Genomic DNA, 17344 nt, shown 5'->3' with positions numbered 1-17344 from the left:
CGCAAACAAGATACAAAAATCTAGGCGTTTTCAGAAACCATCGCCAGGAAGTGCCTGTGCAGACGTTCGTCCGCATTCAATTCCGGATGAAACGAAATGGCCAACTGATTTTTGTAACGGACGGCGACGATGCGGTTTTCCACCCGGGCGAGGATTTGCACCCCTTTGCGGACGTTTTCCACAAAGGGTGCGCGGATGAATGTCATCGGGATTTTTCCGACGCCATCCATTTCCTCTTCTACAAAGAAACTGCCCAGTTGGCGACCGTAGGCGTTGCGCTGCACGGTGACGGGAAGAGTCCCGAAGTAAGTTGCGCTGTCGTTGCTCAGCGTTTCCGCCAAAAGGATAAGTCCCGCACAGGTTCCGAGTACGGGCATCCCTTCTTGAATCCGCTTTTGCAGGGGAAGGAAAAGCCCGAGGTCTTTCAGTAGCTTTCCTTGCACGGTGCTTTCTCCGCCGGGAAGAACAAGCCCGTCAAAAGGTCCGTCCAAGTCTTTCAACTGGCGGATTTCAAAAGCGTCTGCGCCGATTTGGGAAAGCATCTGAACGTGTTCGATGAATGCGCCCTGCACCGCCAGAACGCCTATTCGGGGGATTTTCCCGGAACCCATTTACTTGCCTCTTTCCGCCATAAGCAGGGAAATTTCCTGTTCGTTGATGCCGACCATTGCTTCGCCCAAATCTTCCGAAAGTTTGGCGATAAGCTTGGCGTCCTTGAAGTTTGTCACCGCTTGAACGATGGCGGCGGCGCGCTTTGCCGGATTTCCCGATTTGAAAATGCCCGAACCGACGAAAACGCCTTCGGCTCCGAGCTGCATCATAAGAGCCGCATCGGCCGGAGTCGCCACACCGCCCGCGGCAAAGTTCACCACCGGAAGACGCTTGTTGTCGTACACATATTTCACCAGTTCGTAGGAAACCTGCAATTCCTTTGCTCGGTTGAAAAGCTCGTCTTCGCGCATGGACGAAATGCGGGCGATTTCCTGATTCATCAAGCGCATGTGGCGGACGGCCTGCACGATGTCGCCCGTTCCCGGCTCGCCTTTGGTGCGGATCATCGATGCGCCCTCTTCAATGCGACGGAGCGCTTCGCCGAGGTCTTTGGCTCCGCAGACAAACGGCACTTTAAACTCGTGCTTGTTGATGTGGAAAACGTCGTCGGCGGGGGAGAGTACTTCGCTTTCGTCGATGTAGTCGATTTCAATGGCTTCGAGAAGTTGCGCTTCCACAAAGTGTCCGATGCGGCACTTTGCCATGACGGGGATGGAAACGGCGTTCTGGATGCCCTGAATCATTTTCGGGTCGCTCATGCGGGAAACGCCTCCTGCGGCGCGGATGTCGGCGGGAATGCGCTCGAGTGCCATCACGGCGGCGGCACCGGCTTCTTCGGCGATTTTTGCCTGTTCCGGCGTGGTCACGTCCATGATGACGCCCCCCTTGAGCATCTGGGCGAGATTCTTGTTCAATTCGTAGCGGTTTTCGGTAGCCATTGTGTTTTCTCCTTGAAATCTGCGGAAAATTCCGTTTTCGTTCCGTAAATTAGCTTTCCGCTTGACCTTTTGAAATGTTCAAATTTCTATTATTTCGATACGGCCAGTTTATGGCCAGATTGAAGTCAGCCGAGGTGAAATGCTATCCTACGAAATGAAAAATTCGGGCGACGAAAGCCTCTACCATTTTCTTTACCGCTCCATCCGGAACGATATTCTGGCGGGGCGCCTCGAAGCCGATCAGAAATTGCCGTCCAAACGCCCTTTTGCAAGGCAACTCGGGGTGAGCGTGGTGACCGTGGAAAATGCCTACGCCCAGTTGCTCGCCGAAGGCTTTATATGGACGCAGCCCAGAAAGGGATTTTTCGTGTCGGCAATACGCACGCCCAAAGAATCCGTGCAAAAACAGCCCGCCTTGCCCGAATCGCGTGAATCCCGGGAAGAAAAAAGCGAAGCGCCGACAGAGCTCGTGGCGAATTTTGCCGACAACCAGCTGGAAGAATCCAGTTTTCCTTTTTCGACCTGGGCGACCATTGCCCGGCGGGTGCTGGGCGAACGGCAAAGGGATTTGCTCAAGCGTTCTCCGCACTGTGGCGTTCGGGAATTGCGGGTGGCGATTGCGAAAATGCTCTTCGATTTTCGGGGGCTTTCGGTGGATCCGGAGTGCATTGTAGTCGGCGCGGGCACGGACTGCCTTTACAGCTGGCTCGTTCAGCTTTTGGGATTCGATAAAAAATATGGCGTCGAAGATCCGGGCTACAGCAAAATTTCCAAAATTTATCGCAAGCTGAACGTCGTCTGCCATTTTATTCCGATGGATGAAAACGGCATTCGCATTGACCAGCTGGAAGAAACTTGTACGGATGTTGTGCATATCTCGCCGTCGCACCATTTTCCGACAGGCAGGGTCATGCCGATCAGTCGGCGTTATGAACTTTTGGGATGGGCGTCCAGGTCCAGCAACCGCTATATCGTGGAAGACGAATACGACAGCGAGTTTCGCATGGTAGGGCATCCGATTCCTTCGCTGCAGAGTATCGACGTTCAAGAAAAGACCATTTACATCAACTCGTTCACCAAAACGCTGGCTTCGACGGTGCGCGTCGGCTATATGGTTCTTCCAAAATCGCTGGCCCAAAGATTCCGAAATGAATTTTCGTTTTACACTTGCACGGTTTCCAATTTGGAGCAGTATGTGTTGGCGACATACATCGCGGGCGGTTTTTACGAAAAGCACATCAACCGAATGCGAAATTTTTACCGCGGGCGTCGGGATTTTTTGATAGAGGCCATTCGGCAAAGCCGCTTGAAGGATTTTGTGGAAATCGCCGGGCAGGATGCGGGACTGCACTTCATTTTAAAAGTGAAGACCGATTTGAAGGACGAAGATTTTTGTGCGCTATTGCGGGAAAAGGGCGTTTTTTTGCGGGCGCTTTCCGATTATTATGCCATTTCCGAGCCTTCCAGCCATGAATTTGTAGTCAATTATTCTTCGGTGCCGCAAAATAAAATACCTCTGGCGGTTCAAAAAATCGCCGAAGTTTTGAAGCTCGGATGACGTTTTTCGGGTAATAATTTTCTTGAGGGGGATGTCTTTTTCCAAGAGGGAAGTTAGGAGTAGTGAGTGGTTGGCGAGCCTGTCGAACCATAGCGATGAGTGATTAGTGGGCAGAGGGAAGTTGGAAGAATCGTTTTCTTGCCGCTTTGCGGTCTTCTCGTCGTGACGAAGGCAGGTCATTTATTTTAGCGGGAATTTCTTTTTACAAGGGGGAACTCTTTTTCAGAGGGGACTTTTCCTTTCGCAAGGGGAACTTCCTTTTAAAGTGGAATGGCTCTTCATAAGGTGAACTCTTCTTTAAAACAAGAATTTCTTTTTCACAAGGTGAATTTTCTCGCAGACTGCGAGGTACCCCCAGCCCCCACGGGTACGCTTTTGTTCGGCGCGCGGGCGATAAATATCGTTTGATATTTGCCGGAAAACGCGTGGGGCAGCTAGTTAGTGGTTATGAAAAAAGCCCTTTTTTCGCCTTTTGGGGCTTCGACTAAATGAAAAATGCCTGTTTCGACGCAAAGTCGGCCTTTGTCAAATGGAACACAAGTCATCGCCAGAGTACGTCATTGCGAGCCGCGATAGCGGCCCATGAGCCTTGGGAACTTGTTCCCTTAGGCGAATTGTGCAAAGCCGAAGCAATCTGTGCTGGCACCTCGTCATTGCGAGCCGCGATAGCGGCCCATGAGCCTTGGATGCTCTGCTTCCTTTAGGCGAATTGTCTCTTCCAGAGATACTTCAACTATGGAATCGGAGATTCCCAGTTTCAGGGATGCAAAGCTCCATGAGTCTTGGGAACTTTTTCCCTTAGGCGAATTGTCCCTTCCAGGGATACTTCAACTATGGAATCAGAGATTCCCAGTTTCAGGGATGCAAAGCCGTGGCAATCCTGGCTGCGGGAAAGGATTGCTTCTACACTTCGAGTATAACTCCACTAAGGTAACAAAGTTACCAAGTGTCGTATATCCACATAGAGGATAACTCCACTAAGTCAATAAATTGACAAGTGTCGTATAACCCCTCCGGGGTTCGGGGTGACGCTCGCTTTCAAATATGACTGATTTTCTCCTTGGTGGGTACGTAATGACGAATACTACTAGTCTCCTCGAAGATAATGCCTGCAAGCAAGCTTGCGGCGCAACATTCGCCTTGCAGGCTTTTGCAAAGGCTCCCTTCCAGGGACAATTCGTCTAAAAGAGTAAAACTCTTAAGACTCATGGGCAGCCCCTTTTCCCTTCACCCTATCCCCCGCCACGCTTTGTGGTAGGATGTTTTGGTTTTGTGGGGTAGAATTGGATATTGCGCCATAGCGAGAAGGGGGAACTCGGTTATCAGTTATTAGTTTTCAGTTGTCAGTTTCAACCCTCAACCCTCAACCCTCAACCCTCAACTCCCAACTTTCAACTAACCACTAATCCCTAACCATGGTTCGACTAGTTCGACAAGCGGTTACCGAGCTTGCCGAGGTGCACTAACCGACGGTCCCTGAGTTTATCGAAGGGCACTAACCAAGCAAATCGAGGTGGAATTTTGTATATAAATCCCTTTATTTTCAGATCAGGCTTTTACTATCCTCTGAGCACGAAGCGTTACCTGCCCCGTACCCATTCCACTTTCATCAGAACCAGTTCTTTCATGTCGGCGTTGAAATCCGTTTCGGGAGCTTCGATGCCGATTTTTTGCAACGCTTGAAGAATCAGGGGATTTGCATAGCAGCAACAGGCGATGGAACTGGCGTATAAAAGAATATCCAGCAGAAGTTTGTATGCAATATCTGCGCGAATGCCGAGCATTTCGGCAAGGCGATTCCTAAATGCGTACGCTTTGTCGTAGTATTTCTTTTTGAAAGCGGCGAGCCTTTCTACGGTGACATTGGTTTCGATGACGGGATTGAGATAGGCGACGTAGCGAAGGTAATCCTTGTGGGCGTTCAAAATTCCCGCCCAGATTTCGGCAATGATTTCCGGCGAAAAATGGTTGCCTTCGGGAAAGGCCGCAAGCAGGGAGTCGAAATAGGACTGCATTTTGTCGTTGGCGATGTCCAGAATGATTTCTTCCTTGGTCGTCGCGTATTTATAGAGATTCGCACGCGACCAGCCCAGTTTTTGGGCTATCAGCGTCAGGGTGATTTCGTGGTAGGGTACGTTTTCAAAAAGTTCCGCGGTAACGGTCTTGATTTCGTTCCGGCGAGAGTCCTTTTGATTCTCGCTGCGTGCCCGGATAAAATCGTTCATGGAGCTTTCTTCCTTTTTCCAAAAAGAGAGGCAACGCCGATCATTCCTGCGGTCATTCCCAGCAATTCGCCAACGCACTGGAACAGGTTTGTCGCCGACCTTTTCCACATATTCATCTGGAAAAGGTAAACGTAAAATTCGCTGTGAATCGCGCAGAAGAGTCCTAGCCCCATGGAAAAAATGACGAGGGAAATGTATGGGATTGCGGGCAATTTGTCGAGGAACCGCTTCAGATGAATTCCCAAATGGAAGCCCATCACCAGAAATCCCCAGCTGCAAGAAAACGTGTGCAGCGGGCGACTCCAAGAAGTCATTTGAATGGAGGAAAATTCAAAAATGGAACCGCTCATCATCACGCTGGAAAACGCCATCAAAAGCATCAGAAGGAGCAGCAGCAAATCGGTCGTGCAGAGCAAGATGCGCTGGCGGTTGAAATGCCCTTTGAGAAGGGAACGGAAAAATCCCGGATTCAAAAAATGGTGGACGAGAAACAGAAAGAAGAGCGCGATGCCCAAGCAACCGTGGGCATACAAATCTCTCGTGAACTCGTGGGACATCAAAAACAGAAAGTCCGCAAACATCAGAACGTCTATGAAAATTTTGATTTTCTTTTTGATGCCCATTTTACAGCCCGCTTTTTTTTGACCCAGCTTTCCAGACGGGATTCCAGATCGCTTCCGCCGCCGTAGAAAAATTCAAAAGGAAGTCCCACATAGCTTTGCGGAAGGGCTTTGTTCAAGTCGCTGACGCTATCACCGTAGCGCGTTCCACCGTGGCTCGAAAAACTGATGACCGTTTTCCCGCGAAAATCGTAGCTTTCGAGGAATGTCATGACGGGCATGGGCAGGGTCGCCCACCAGGTCGGGTAACCCAAGAGGATCACGTCGTATTTTTTCATGTCGGCGATTTTGGTTTTCAGCGTCGGGCGGGCACCGGCGTTCAGGTCTTTTTGACTCGCTTCATAAATGCCGCCTCGATAGGGCTTTTGCATTTCGATTTCCACCAGATCCACATTGGCGTTGCCGTGTTTTTTTCGGAGAATTTTGTTCAGGTGTTCCGCGGCGCTTTCCGTGTTTCCGGAATAGGAAAAATAGGCGATGAGGATTTTGGGATTTTTCGGAATCTGGATCTTGGCGATTTCCGAGTCGTATCGCGTTTGGATATTTTCCGAATCGAAGATTGCCGAACGGGCAATGCGGAATCCCAGATTTTCGTCGCTGTCCTGCGGGTTGGTCGCCGAACGGTAAGCGGAACGCAGATGCTTTCCAAAATCGTTGAAGGCGCCGCCTCGATTCACCCGATAAATTCCCGTTTTCGCTCCAGCGGGGTTCGCAGAATCCGAAACGTCGTATTCTCCGTAGAAATCGAACACCCATTCGCTGACGTTGCCGTGCATATTGTAAAGCCCGAAAGCGTTCGGCTTCAGGGAATTGACGGCTATCGGCTTATTGCGGATTTTTCCCGTGACGATGTTTTTCTCCGTGTGGTGCATGTAGTTTTCTTCGATCAGGTAAGGATAGCTTCCTTGGTAGTTCGCTTCTTCTACATGGTTCCAGTTCCCGGTGTTGAAAATGGTCGTCGTTCCCGCCCGGCACGCGTATTCCCATTCGGCTTCCGTCAAAAGCCTGTAACCGTTGGCGTTGCGGTTAAAGAAAACGTCCTTTCCCTGGAGCGTATAGACTTCTTGCAGGCCTTCGGCTTTGCTTTTCAGGTTGCAGTATTCCAGCGCATCGAAATAGGAAACGTTCTGGACGGGGAGCGATTCGCCCTTGTACGTGCTGGGATTTTTCCCCGTGATGCGTTCGTAATCTTTTTGCTGGACTTCGTAGGCGTCGCAGTAGAAATCGTTCACGGTGACGGTGTGCTGTTTTTCGTCCGCGTTGCGCTGGCGCTCGGTCGTGGGGCTGCCCATTACAAAAGAGCCGCCTTTGACCAGAACCATTTTGCTTTCGGCGAAAACGGCGGAATAAATTCCCAACAGGGCGAGGAAGCAGAAAAGTTTCATGAAGCGTTCTCCGTTCGCTTTTCGAGATGGGGAACCCGAATTATTTCAGCAGTTTTTCGACGAATTTTTTGATTTCTTCGGCGCTTCCGCTGGTAAAGTCCTTGCCGCCTTTATAAATGCTGCCTTTGGCGTATTTGCAAAGGTCCGTGCCGCTTCTGCCGAGTTCGCTTCCGCCGCTCGTGACAAGGGCGACGACTTTTTTCCCGTTCAGGTTGTTCTGTTCTACAAAGGTGTAGAGGATTTTGGGAGCAAGTCCCCACCAGATGGGATAGGCGAGAATGACGGCATCGTACGAGGTCAAGTCCACTTTGTTGGCAATCGCCGGGCGGCTTTTCGGGTCGTTGCTTTCGATGGAACTGCGGGATTTGGAATTGTGCCAGTTGAGGTCGTCGGAAGAATAGGTTTGCGCCGGCTGGATTTCGTGCAGGTCTGCGCCGATGGCTTTGGCTGTTTTTTCGGCCAGGGCTTTTGTGGTGCCGGTTGCGCTGAAATAGCATACGATGGTTTTTGCTGAAAGGGAAGTGGAAAGGATTGTCGCCATGAGAAATGCTCCTAATAGTTTGTTCATTTCGAGCCTCGTTTAGGTTAAGCGACGAAGTGTTCCTTAAATATATTCCTTTTTTAGCAACGTGTCAATGCTTATTTTAAAAATAAGTGACATTGTGAAACTTATTTTGGGCGGCTAGATACAAAAAAGCCGTCAACATAAAATGTCGGCGGCTATCATGCAAAATGAAATAGGGATTAGTCTTTGCCGGTAAAGATGATGACCAGCACGCTGGCGATGAAAGCGGCGCTCACAATCAGGAATTCCAGCGGGTTTTCCATGATGGTCTGGCCGGCGGTGCGCGGTTCGCTGCTGGCTGGGGCCTGTTCGGTTTTTGCGGAGTCAGCAGGAGCGGCTGCGGTGGAGTCGGCTGCGGCTACAACGGATTCTACCTTGGCGGAATCCGCGACAGCTTGCTTGGCGGTGTCGGCAACAGCGGCTTTGGCTTCAAGAACTTCCGTCGTATCGGTTTTTGCGGAATCCGCTTTAACGGAATCGACCGGTGCTGCGGCAACGACTTCTGCCTGAGTTGTATCGGCCTTGGCGGTGTCCACTGCGGCAGTCTTGGCGGAGTCGGTTGCGACCGGAGCATTTGCCTGCGCAGAATCGGCTACGGCTTTGGCTGTAGTGTCGGCTGCCGCTACAGGAGCGGCTTCCGCAGCTGCGGTTTTTGCGGAGTCCGCCTTGGCTTCGACCTGAGGTGTCGAGTCGGTTGCGGCAGCGGGAGCAGCGGCTTCAACCTTTTTCGTGGTGTCGGCGACGGCTGCTGCGGCTGCGGGTGCTGCAGTTTCTGCTGCGAACGCAAAGGCAGAGAGTACAAGAGCTGCGGCGAGAGTTTTCTTGATTGTCATTGTTTTGCCTCACTATAAATAAAGTGCTTGGCAGCCAGGCTGCCTATTTCATCCAAAAAGATAACTCTTCTTGGGGAAATGCGGTAATTTTTTTTTCTCAAAATAGCGAAAATTCTATTTTCTAGCCGTTCCATTCTTCTTATAGAGGTTCTTATGGCATTTCAATACGAAGCGACCGTTCAGCACGGTAAAGATACCACAGAATACGTCTGTCTTGGAAAGGAGGGCGTTTCCGTTGCCGAATTTGAAGGCAAGAAAATCCTGAAAGTTTCCAAAGAGGCTTTGACGAAAATCGCTCAGGCCGCTTTTGAAGAAGTCGAATTTTGCCTGCGTCCCGCTCATACGGCTAAGGTCGCGAGCATTCTCCAGGATCCGGAAGCCAGCGACAACGACAAGTTCGTCGCCTTGACCATGTTGAAAAATGCGGTGGTCGCTGCCAAGGGGATTCTTCCGTTCTGCCAGGATACGGGAACGGCGATTTGCGTGGCGCACAAGGGCCAGCAGGTTTGGACCGGATTCGACGACGCCGCAGCGATTTCCGAAGGCATTTACAACGCCTACACGACAAAAAATTTGCGCTACAGCCAGATCGCTCCGCTTTCGATGTACGAAGAAAAGAATACCGCTTGCAATTTGCCCGCCCAGATCGATATTCACGCAGAAGAAGGCGCGGAAATGAAATTTCTCTTTGTGGCCAAAGGCGGCGGCTCGGCGAACAAGACGTATTACTGGCCGATGACGAAAGCGCTCCTCAACCCGAAGTCCTTGGAAAAATTTTTGGCGGAAAAAGTGAAGACTCTCGGCACGGCGGCTTGCCCTCCGTACCACTTGGCGATTGTTATTGGCGGAACCAGCGCCGAGATGAACACGCATACGGTGAAGCTCGCCAGCTGCGGTTACCTGGACGACATTCCGACGACGGGTTCCGAAGGCGGGCGCATTTTCCGCGATCTCGAAATGGAAGAAAAGGTTTTGCACATTTGCCAGAAGACCGGAATCGGTGCGCAGTTCGGCGGCAAGTATCTGGTGCACGATGTCCGCGTTATCCGCTGCCCGCGCCATGCGGCGAGCTGTCCGGTTTCTATCGGGGTAAGCTGTTCTGCGGACCGCAACATCAAGGCGAAGATTGACGAAAACGGGCTCTGGCTCGAAAAGATGGAACACCATCCGGAAAATTACATTCCGGCGGGGAATGCCGTGAATCTGGCTCCTGCGGTGGAAATCGACCTGGACCGTCCGATGAAGGACGTGCTTGCGGATCTTTCCAAGTATCCGGTCAAGACCCGCTTGAATTTGAAAGGCACGATGATTGTCGCCCGAGACATGGCGCATGCAAAGATTGCGGAAATCTTTGACAAGCAGGAACGGGGCGAAGCCTTGTCGGATATGGAAAAGACGGTTCTTCAACTGGTTTCCGACCATCCGATTTATTACGCGGGTCCTGCCAAAACGCCAGCGGGAATGCCGACCGGAAGTTTTGGCCCGACGACGGCGAATCGCATGGATCCGTATGTGATGCGCTTCCAGAGCAAGGGCGCGTCGATGATCATGGTGGCAAAGGGAAACCGCAGTCAGGAAGTGACCGACGCCTGCAAAAAATACGGCGGATTCTTCTTGGGTTCTATTGGCGGACCGGCAGCGATTCTCGCCGAACAGAACATCCTCTCGAACGACGTGGTGGCATTCCCCGAACTCGGCATGGAAGCCATTCGCAAAATTACCATCAAGGATTTCCCGGCGTTCATCCTCGTTGATGACAAGGGAAATAATTTCTTTGAAGGCTTGATCTGATGTAGGATTGCCGTTCCTTTTGAATGCAGCGCGGGCGCGAAATTTTCGCTCGCCCCTGCATTTTGAAGGCGGTGATTTTCCTGAATTCATTCTGGAATTGATATGGAACGTTTTATTGTTGTGGATTACGATGCCGGCAACTTGACTTCGGTTCTAAATGCCTTTGCGCATTTGGGCGTCGTGGTGAAGGCTTCCCGAGACCCGAAAGAAATCGCCGAAGCGGACAGGCTGGTCTTTCCTGGGGTGGGAGCCGCGAAAAGCTCGATGGAGACTTTGGAAAAAAGCGGAATCGGCAAGGCGATTTCTCAAGTTGTCGCGCGAAAATGCCCGGTTCTTGGTATTTGCATCGGCTGCCAGATTATTTTGGAATCCAGCGAAGAGGACGGCGGCGTGAACACGCTGGGACTGATCGGCGGAAAGGCTGTCCGTTTTCGGGAAGAGGCGGGGATCAAGATCCCGCACATGGGCTGGAACCAGGTGCATTTTTTACGGAGGCATCCGATTTTCGACGGCATTCCCGACGACAGCGATTTTTACTTTGTGCATTCCTTCCATCCGGATGAAATCCGTGCGGAAAACGCGCTTGCGGAAACGACCTACGGTTCGCAGAAATTCGTTTCGGCGCTGGGCTGCGAAAACCTGGTGGCGACGCAGTTCCATTTGGAAAAAAGCGGGGATGTCGGCTTGCAGGTCCTGAAAAATTTTAGCGCATGGAGCGGAGTATGCTGACGAAGCGTTTGATCATCTGCCTGGATGTCCGGAACCGCAAAGTGACAAAAGGCGTCCAATTTAAAGGCAATGTGGATATCGGCGATCCGGTAGAACTCGGAGCCAAATACAGCGCGGACGGCGTAGATGAACTCGTCTTTTACGACATTACGGCTAGTGCGGAAAATCGTCCGTGCGACTTTGACATGGTGAAAGACATTGCCAAAAACGTATTCATTCCTTTTTCCGTCGGCGGCGGGATTCGCCATTTGGACGATATGCACCGTGTTCTTTTGGCGGGAGCCGAAAAGGTGAGCGTCAATAGCCTTGCCGTTTTGCATCCGGAAATCATTTCGGAAGGCGCAAAGGCTTTTGGCAACCAGTGCGTGGTTCTTGGCATGGACGCAAAGTGCGTCGGCGTTTCGGAAAAAATTCCTTCCGGCTACGAGATTTATATCAAGGGCGGCAGAGCGGCTACGGGCTTGGACGCCGTCGAGTGGGCGAAAAAGGCGGAATCGCTCGGCGCGGGGGAAATCTGCCTGAATGCGATGGATACCGACGGCGTTTGTAATGGTTACGAACTCTCGATTACGGACAAGGTCGCCAAAGCTGTCGGCATTCCCGTTATTGCGTCTGGCGGTGCGGGAAAACCGGAACATATCGCGACTCTTTTTCAAAAAACAGCGGCGGATGCCGCTCTGATCGCGAGCATGGTACACTTTGGCACTTATTCGGTTGCGCAGATCAAGGACGATATGCGGAAAGCGGGCGTTCCCGTAAGGATGATGGGAAAACGATGAATCGTGATGTAGCAGAATCGATTTTGGAAATGGGTACGCAATCCGGAGCGGACTACGTGGAAATCTTTGAAGAAGAGACCAGACAGTCCTCGCTGGCGTTGAAAGACGGCAAGATTGAAACGGCGTCCGCAGGGACGGAGTTCGGCATCGGCATCCGCCTGATTTTTGGGACGGAAGTGCTTTACGCCTACACGAGCGACGAAAGCAAGGACTCTCTGCTGCAAATGGTAAAGAACCTCGCCTTTGGACGTGGACAGGCAAAGTCTGCGGGGGCGCCGCATTTTGAACCGCGGGTTTCTCCGTTTGGTTTTGAATATCCCGGATTTTTGGACCCGAGGGCGCTGGGCAATTCCTACAAATTGGATTTTTTGCATTTGGCGGATTCCAGTGCCCGGAAGGTTTCTGATAAAATCTGCCAGGTGACCGCCAGTATTACGGATTCCTGTTCGCACATCCACATTGTGAGTTCCAGCGGAATCAACGTGAGCGATTTTCGTTCTCATACCCGTTTGGGTATCAATGTGACGGCGGGCGAGGGCTCGGAAAAAATCGTTTCCCGCGAAGCTCCCGGAGCGCTTGCCGGTTATGAATCCCTGGAAAAATTCGGCGTTGGCGATTTGGCAAGAACAGCCGCAGAACGTTCTTTGCGAATGCTCGCTGCGGGGTATATCCAAGGCGGGAAAATGCCCGTCGTGATGGGACCGGGCTTTGGCGGCGTCATTTTTCACGAAGCGGTCGGGCATCCTTTGGAAACCGAATCCATCCGTCGCGGGGCGAGTCCTTTTTGCGGAAAGTTGGGACAGCGGATTGCCAACCCTTGCCTTTCGGCCATCGACGACGGAACCATTGCCGGATCGTGGGGAAGCGTCGCAGTCGATGACGAGGGCATGAAATCGGAGCGCACGGTCCTGATTGAAAACGGCGTGTTGAAAAATTATATGTCGGACATGGTCGGTGCCAAGGAAGTCGGGTGCGCACGTACGGGAAGCGGACGTCGGGAATCGTACAAATACGCGCCGGTGAGTCGGATGCGGAATACGTTTATCGCTCCGGGAAAAGATTCTTTCGATGCGATGATTGCCAGTGTGGATCAGGGGCTGTATGCGGCCAAAATGGCGGGCGGATCGGTGAATCCGGCGACGGGGGAATTCAATTTTGCCGTTGAAGAGGGCTACGAAATCCATCATGGAAAAATCGGACGCCCGGTTCGCGGGGCGACTCTTATCGGCAAGGGCGATCAGGTGTTGCAGGGAATTTCCATGGTCGGCAGCGATCTATCGCTTTCGGCGGGAGTATGCGGAGCTTCGTCGGGATATGTTCCCGTGACTGTCGGGCAGCCGACGATCAAAGTGGATTCCATTCTAGTCGGAGGAAGATAGCCTGTGAAATTCTTTGCCGTCTTCATTTTTTTCTGGACGACTTTTCTGTGGTCCTTTGAAACGCTGGAAGATTCTAAAACGCGTTTTGTTTTTAAAGACAAAGTTTTGGATTCGGAACTTGCGGCCTGTGAAGACGGTTCTTATCGCCTGTTGCCGGAAAATGGAGTTTATAAATCTTCATCGTCCATGCCATATCGCGCCTACCGCATAGCGGTTCCTGCCAATGAAAAGCCTTCGGTTTCCATTAGGGATTCGATTCGTTTTCGGTTTCCCGAAAAATGGTGCGCTGAAGATTCCTTGCAAAATAGCGCGGTGGAAGTTTCTGCGCCTCGCTTGCATGACGGGCTTTGGGTTGTGGACGTTTATGTCCCGCTGCTCGAAATTTCGGGCGGGGATGTCTTTGTCCGCAAGAATTTTAAAGTCGATATTTCGTTTGCGGGAAAGCCGCAGAACAAGCGTCCGGGAAATCGCGCCCTGGAATTTGTGCTGAATGCCAAGGGGGCGGCTTCTTTTGGAATGGGGACGCGGGTCGGTGTTTTGCGCAAGGCGGCCCTTTCGGAAACTTCGAATATGACGTGGCTTGCCCGCATTTCGATTGGCGACAGGGATAATGGCGGCCTCTCGGAAGACGGGCTTTACGCCGTGACATATCGGCAGGTTTATGCGGCTTGTCGGGAGGTCTCCCGGGCTTCGGACTGCGAAGGAATTCCGATTGAAAAAATCCGGCTTTACGGTGCTTCGCCGGACACGCTTCCTTCGGTGATTCGCGCTTCTTCGGATATTCTTCCGCATCACCTTTTTGAAATTCCCTTGGACGTGCGGGACCACAGCCCGAATTCTTCGCAGGCGGACGGCACATTCGATGACGGGGACACCCTCTTTTTTGTCGGTTACGGAACGTCGCTTTGGAAGCGTTTCGACTTGGAAAATGGTTTCAAGAACGACGGCATGGAATATTATTATTCGTCTTCGCCTTACAGCTTTTTTCAGTATTTCCAGCTGGGACTCGCTTCGACGGGAAAGGGGATGCGGCTATCGACCTTGGCGTCTCCGGCGACCGGATCCGTTATCGATGTTTTGCGCTATGTCCGAACAGAAAGGGACGCCGCTTTGCGCGACAATTTTTTTGGAGAAAACGATGGATCGACTGGCAAGGAATGGTTCTGGATTTGGAACGGCAAAAATGATTCTTTGACGGTTTCTTCTTCGACCCTGTTCTCGTCAAAAAACGCCACTCTCCCGCATTTCAAAAACGGAGGCAGAAATTTCCTTTCGGTTTCCTATGTGCCGCATTCTCATACATCGGCGGCACCAATACGTTTTGCGATGACGGTGAACGGGAAAAATTATGACGGCTATGATAAAAAATTGCCGATGGGAAATTTTGAAATCGCCCCGGAACTGAAGGTCTCGGGAAATACGTATTCGCTGAAGCTGCTTCCGAATGGAAGTTATCCCGATCGCTTTGACGGCTTTTCGATTGCGTATTCGTGGACGCCCGCTTTGGAAAACGATACGTCGGAATGGGTGCTTCCCGGAGCAAAGAATGGAAAAATTCGCATTCCGGTGAACTCTTCTGCGGATATGCGAGTGATGAAATTTTTGGATTTCGCGCCGGTCGGTCTGATTTCTCTTCAAAACGGTTATCTTCTGGACAGCGTTTCGGAAAAAAACGACACCCGCTACCTTTTATATCATGCCAAGAATTTCAGAAAGCCGGCGAGCATCGAAGGAATTCCGTTTCATGTCGAGGGCACGCTTTCCGATCTTTCCCGCATTTCGTCTCAAACGGAATACCTGATTATCGCGCCCGAGGCGTTTCAGGTTCCTGCGGTGAACTTGGCCAGTTTTCGTTCCGGGAATAAATCTTTTCGGTCGTATCGGACGACGGTCGTGCTTGCGGAAGATATCTATCGCGCGTATTCGGGCGGATCGATGGATCCCGTAGCCATTCGCAACTATCTGTCCTATGCGCGAAGCGTTTCGCCGAATTTGACTTATGCGGTTCTGGCGGGAAACGGCCATTTTGATTATCGGGGGTTCCATTCCGGTTTTAAAACCAACTGGATTCCGCCTTTTGAAAAGGAAGACGCCGCTCCCGAAGACTTTTTCGCTGTGCTGGATTCGGGCGAACAGGTGCTTGTCGGATCATACGATTTGGATCTGTTCGTGGGAAGGTTGCCGCTTGGAAGCGTTGCGGATTTCAACGCCTACAATGCAAAAATCGAGGAACATGAAAAAATCGGTCCGGCGGACAATTCGGTCTGGCGCAATTCGTTCGTCATTTCTGCGGACGATGCCTGGACGGGAACCGCGGCGGATGCCTTGGATCATACGACCCCTGCGGAGGATGTCGCCCGGGCCATGCAGGATCTGGCGACTCTCCATGGAAACCATCTGGACATTCACAAAATCTATCTGTTGAATTATTCCGCGGACGCTTCGGGGCAAAAGCCGGCGGCGACTTCGGATTTGATCAATCGCATCAATCAAGGGGCGCTGTTCACGGTTTATTTCGGGCACGGCTCCATTACGGACTGGGCGTTTGAAGGCCTGATGAAACCCTCTTATGTTTCCGGGCTTTCCAACGAGTCCCGCTACACGATTCTCGGCTCTTTTTCCTGTACGGTCGGTCGGTTTGAAAAGGGAAACGAGACATCCCTTTCCGAAACTTTCATTCAGGCTTCCAAGCGCGGGGCGATTGCTTCGATCGGGGCCACTCGGGAAACCTACGGATCGTTGAACCGGGTCTTTGCGAAGTCCTTGCTGCTGAATGCGCTGGAACCCAAGGGGATGACTTTGGGAAAGGCCTATGCGACAGCGAAAGGATTGACTTCGGAAGCCAATTCCTCGCAGCGTTACAACAACGAGCGCTATGCGCTTTTGGGGGAACCCGTGGTTCCCATGCCGTCGTCGGAATTTTCCCTTCGGCTGGACAAAAAACTGGACACTCTTCGGGCCTTGGATAGCGTTTCGCTGAGCGGATCGGTGGACGGCATGCAGAATGGAAAAATACACGTTGCCGTTTTGGAACAGAGCTACGAAAAAAAATTGAGCCAGGCTCCTGCGGACAGGGATTCGGTCGCCGTTCTCTATGACGGTTCTCTGATTTTTAGCGAAGACGCGGAAGTCAAGGATGGCCGTTTTTCCGTCCAATTCATCACTCCGCGTAAAATGGCGTTTGGCGATACGGCTGCGGAGATTCGCCTTTGGGCAAATGAAAATGCTTCGCCGCGAATCGGGCGGCTTTTAATCCCGGGAATTGCGATTTCCGGAACCTCCCCTTATGCGGATTCGATTATTGCGAATGACACCGTGCCGCCGACAATCCAAGTGCAAAGCTGCCTTTCGCCTTCTTCGGGAACTTCTTTTTCCGAAGGGGAAGTCGTGACTCTGGCGTCTCCCGCCTGTTTGCAGGTGACTGTCGAAGACTCTACGGCGATAAACTTTCGGGAAGATGCCGACGAGGGCGTGGAATTTGAAGTCTCGGGTCCCGTTTCCGCATCGCCTTTCCACCCTTGGCCCTTTGTGGAGCAGTCCAGCAAAAAGGCCGTCGCTCGGATGAATTTTACCGAAAGCAAATATCCGGCGGGAAGTTATCTCTTCAAGGTTTCTGCGACCGATATCATCGGCAACGCTTCGAGTCGGACGATTCGGCTGAATATCACCGACGGGCTTTCGGAAGGGCTTTCCGACGTGTTCACCGCCCCGAATCCCATGAAGAAAAAGGGGACGACGTTTTACTTTAAAGATCTGGCGGTCGGCAGAAATTCGGACGTGACGATTTTTATATACAACCAGAATGGAAGGCTTGTCCAGCGCATTCCTCATGCGGTTTCCGGTGTAACCCGCTGGGACGGCAGGGATTTTTATGGGCGCAGACTGGCCAACGGGCTTTATCATTACATCGTCGTATCCAAGGTGTCGGCGGAATCCGGACAAAAAGCGAAGACATTCCGGAAAAAACAAAAACTGGTCATATCGAGGTGA

14 protein-coding genes are annotated in these 17344 nt (G+C 51.7%); 6 read left to right on the top strand and 8 right to left on the bottom strand.

Translation table 11 applies throughout. From position 1 onward, the window contains the following. Window positions 1–20: 20 nt before the first annotated feature. A complete protein-coding gene (gene pdxT, locus BGX14_RS00845; protein WP_073304672.1) occupies window positions 21–611 on the bottom strand; it encodes a pyridoxal 5'-phosphate synthase glutaminase subunit PdxT in 591 nt (196 codons plus the stop codon). Then, a complete protein-coding gene (gene pdxS / locus BGX14_RS00840) occupies window positions 612–1490 on the bottom strand; it encodes a pyridoxal 5'-phosphate synthase lyase subunit PdxS (RefSeq protein WP_095878795.1) in 879 nt (292 codons plus the stop codon). Between the two features lie 139 nt (window positions 1491–1629). Here pdxS and BGX14_RS00835 point away from each other — a divergent pair, with 139 nt between their 5' ends. After that, window positions 1630–3048 (top strand): PLP-dependent aminotransferase family protein, encoded by a 1419-nt coding sequence (locus BGX14_RS00835; protein ID WP_095878794.1) that lies wholly within the window; start codon window positions 1630–1632, stop codon window positions 3046–3048. Between the two features lie 1580 nt (window positions 3049–4628). On the opposite strand, the gene BGX14_RS00825 is transcribed toward BGX14_RS00835, so the two are convergent. The 6 genes from BGX14_RS00825 to BGX14_RS15415 all read right to left on the bottom strand — a co-directional run bounded on the left by BGX14_RS00825 (window position 4629) and on the right by BGX14_RS15415 (window position 8810). Continuing rightward, window positions 4629–5273, bottom strand: coding sequence for a TetR family transcriptional regulator (locus tag BGX14_RS00825; RefSeq protein ID WP_073306256.1), 645 nt, complete (start codon window positions 5271–5273; stop codon window positions 4629–4631). Next, window positions 5270–5854, bottom strand: coding sequence for a DUF4405 domain-containing protein (locus BGX14_RS00820; protein WP_073306257.1), 585 nt, complete (start codon window positions 5852–5854; stop codon window positions 5270–5272). Before BGX14_RS00820 ends, BGX14_RS00825 begins: the two co-directional genes overlap by 4 nt. An 8-nt stretch (window positions 5855–5862) precedes the next feature. Next, window positions 5863–7278, bottom strand: coding sequence for a flavodoxin (locus BGX14_RS15420; RefSeq protein ID WP_158223185.1), 1416 nt, complete (start codon window positions 7276–7278; stop codon window positions 5863–5865). 40 nt (window positions 7279–7318) lie between these two features. Further along, window positions 7319–7846, bottom strand: coding sequence for a flavodoxin (locus BGX14_RS00810; protein ID WP_073306259.1), 528 nt, complete (start codon window positions 7844–7846; stop codon window positions 7319–7321). A gap of 176 nt (window positions 7847–8022) precedes the next feature. Continuing rightward, entirely contained in the window at window positions 8023–8676 is a 654-nt protein-coding gene (locus BGX14_RS00805; RefSeq protein WP_078776526.1) for a hypothetical protein, read from the bottom strand. Beyond that, window positions 8673–8810 carry a hypothetical protein gene (locus tag BGX14_RS15415; RefSeq protein WP_158223184.1) on the bottom strand — a complete coding sequence of 46 codons (138 nt, stop codon included), beginning with the start codon at window positions 8808–8810 and terminating at the stop codon, window positions 8673–8675. Before BGX14_RS15415 ends, BGX14_RS00805 begins: the two co-directional genes overlap by 4 nt. Before the next feature lie 19 nt (window positions 8811–8829). Here BGX14_RS15415 and BGX14_RS00800 point away from each other — a divergent pair, with 19 nt between their 5' ends. The 5 genes from BGX14_RS00800 (at window position 8830) to BGX14_RS00780 (ending at window position 17344) form a co-directional block, all read left to right on the top strand. Then, window positions 8830–10467, top strand: a complete 1638-nt coding sequence (locus tag BGX14_RS00800) for a fumarate hydratase (protein ID WP_073306261.1) — start codon at window positions 8830–8832, stop codon at window positions 10465–10467. Between the two features lie 102 nt (window positions 10468–10569). Then, window positions 10570–11196 carry an imidazole glycerol phosphate synthase subunit HisH gene (gene hisH, locus BGX14_RS00795; protein WP_095878792.1) on the top strand — a complete coding sequence of 209 codons (627 nt, stop codon included), beginning with the start codon at window positions 10570–10572 and terminating at the stop codon, window positions 11194–11196. Further along, window positions 11190–11975: an imidazole glycerol phosphate synthase subunit HisF gene (hisF, locus tag BGX14_RS00790; protein WP_095878791.1), complete on the top strand. Its 786-nt coding sequence runs from the start codon at window positions 11190–11192 to the stop codon at window positions 11973–11975. Before hisH ends, hisF begins: the two co-directional genes overlap by 7 nt. Next, window positions 11972–13354: a TldD/PmbA family protein gene (locus BGX14_RS00785; protein WP_095878790.1), complete on the top strand. Its 1383-nt coding sequence runs from the start codon at window positions 11972–11974 to the stop codon at window positions 13352–13354. Before hisF ends, BGX14_RS00785 begins: the two co-directional genes overlap by 4 nt. 3 nt (window positions 13355–13357) lie before the next feature. Further along, window positions 13358–17344, top strand: coding sequence for a C25 family cysteine peptidase (locus tag BGX14_RS00780; protein ID WP_095878789.1), 3987 nt, complete (start codon window positions 13358–13360; stop codon window positions 17342–17344).

The sequence above is a fragment of the Fibrobacter sp. UWS1 genome, from assembly GCF_002300445.1.
Taxonomy (GTDB): domain Bacteria; phylum Fibrobacterota; class Fibrobacteria; order Fibrobacterales; family Fibrobacteraceae; genus Hallerella; species Hallerella intestinalis.
This window is presented reverse-complemented; position numbering and strand designations above follow the sequence as displayed.

Bases quoted from the DNA above. Each gene is read 5' to 3' on its own strand.
- pdxT (WP_073304672.1), bottom strand. From the start codon at position 611: ATGGGTTCCGGGAAAATCCCCCGAATAGGCGTTCTGGCGGTGCAGGGC.
- pdxS (WP_095878795.1), bottom strand. From the start codon at position 1,490: ATGGCTACCGAAAACCGCTACGAATTGAACAAGAATCTCGCCCAGATG.
- BGX14_RS00835 (WP_095878794.1), top strand. From the start codon at position 1,630: ATGCTATCCTACGAAATGAAAAATTCGGGCGACGAAAGCCTCTACCAT.
- BGX14_RS00825 (WP_073306256.1), bottom strand. From the start codon at position 5,273: ATGAACGATTTTATCCGGGCACGCAGCGAGAATCAAAAGGACTCTCGC.
- BGX14_RS00820 (WP_073306257.1), bottom strand. From the start codon at position 5,854: ATGTTTGCGGACTTTCTGTTTTTGATGTCCCACGAGTTCACGAGAGAT.
- BGX14_RS15420 (WP_158223185.1), bottom strand. From the start codon at position 7,278: ATGAAACTTTTCTGCTTCCTCGCCCTGTTGGGAATTTATTCCGCCGTT.
- BGX14_RS00810 (WP_073306259.1), bottom strand. From the start codon at position 7,846: ATGAACAAACTATTAGGAGCATTTCTCATGGCGACAATCCTTTCCACT.
- BGX14_RS00805 (WP_078776526.1), bottom strand. From the start codon at position 8,676: ATGACAATCAAGAAAACTCTCGCCGCAGCTCTTGTACTCTCTGCCTTT.
- BGX14_RS15415 (WP_158223184.1), bottom strand. From the start codon at position 8,810: ATGGAACGGCTAGAAAATAGAATTTTCGCTATTTTGAGAAAAAAAAAT.
- BGX14_RS00800 (WP_073306261.1), top strand. From the start codon at position 8,830: ATGGCATTTCAATACGAAGCGACCGTTCAGCACGGTAAAGATACCACA.
- hisH (WP_095878792.1), top strand. From the start codon at position 10,570: ATGGAACGTTTTATTGTTGTGGATTACGATGCCGGCAACTTGACTTCG.
- hisF (WP_095878791.1), top strand. From the start codon at position 11,190: ATGCTGACGAAGCGTTTGATCATCTGCCTGGATGTCCGGAACCGCAAA.
- BGX14_RS00785 (WP_095878790.1), top strand. From the start codon at position 11,972: ATGAATCGTGATGTAGCAGAATCGATTTTGGAAATGGGTACGCAATCC.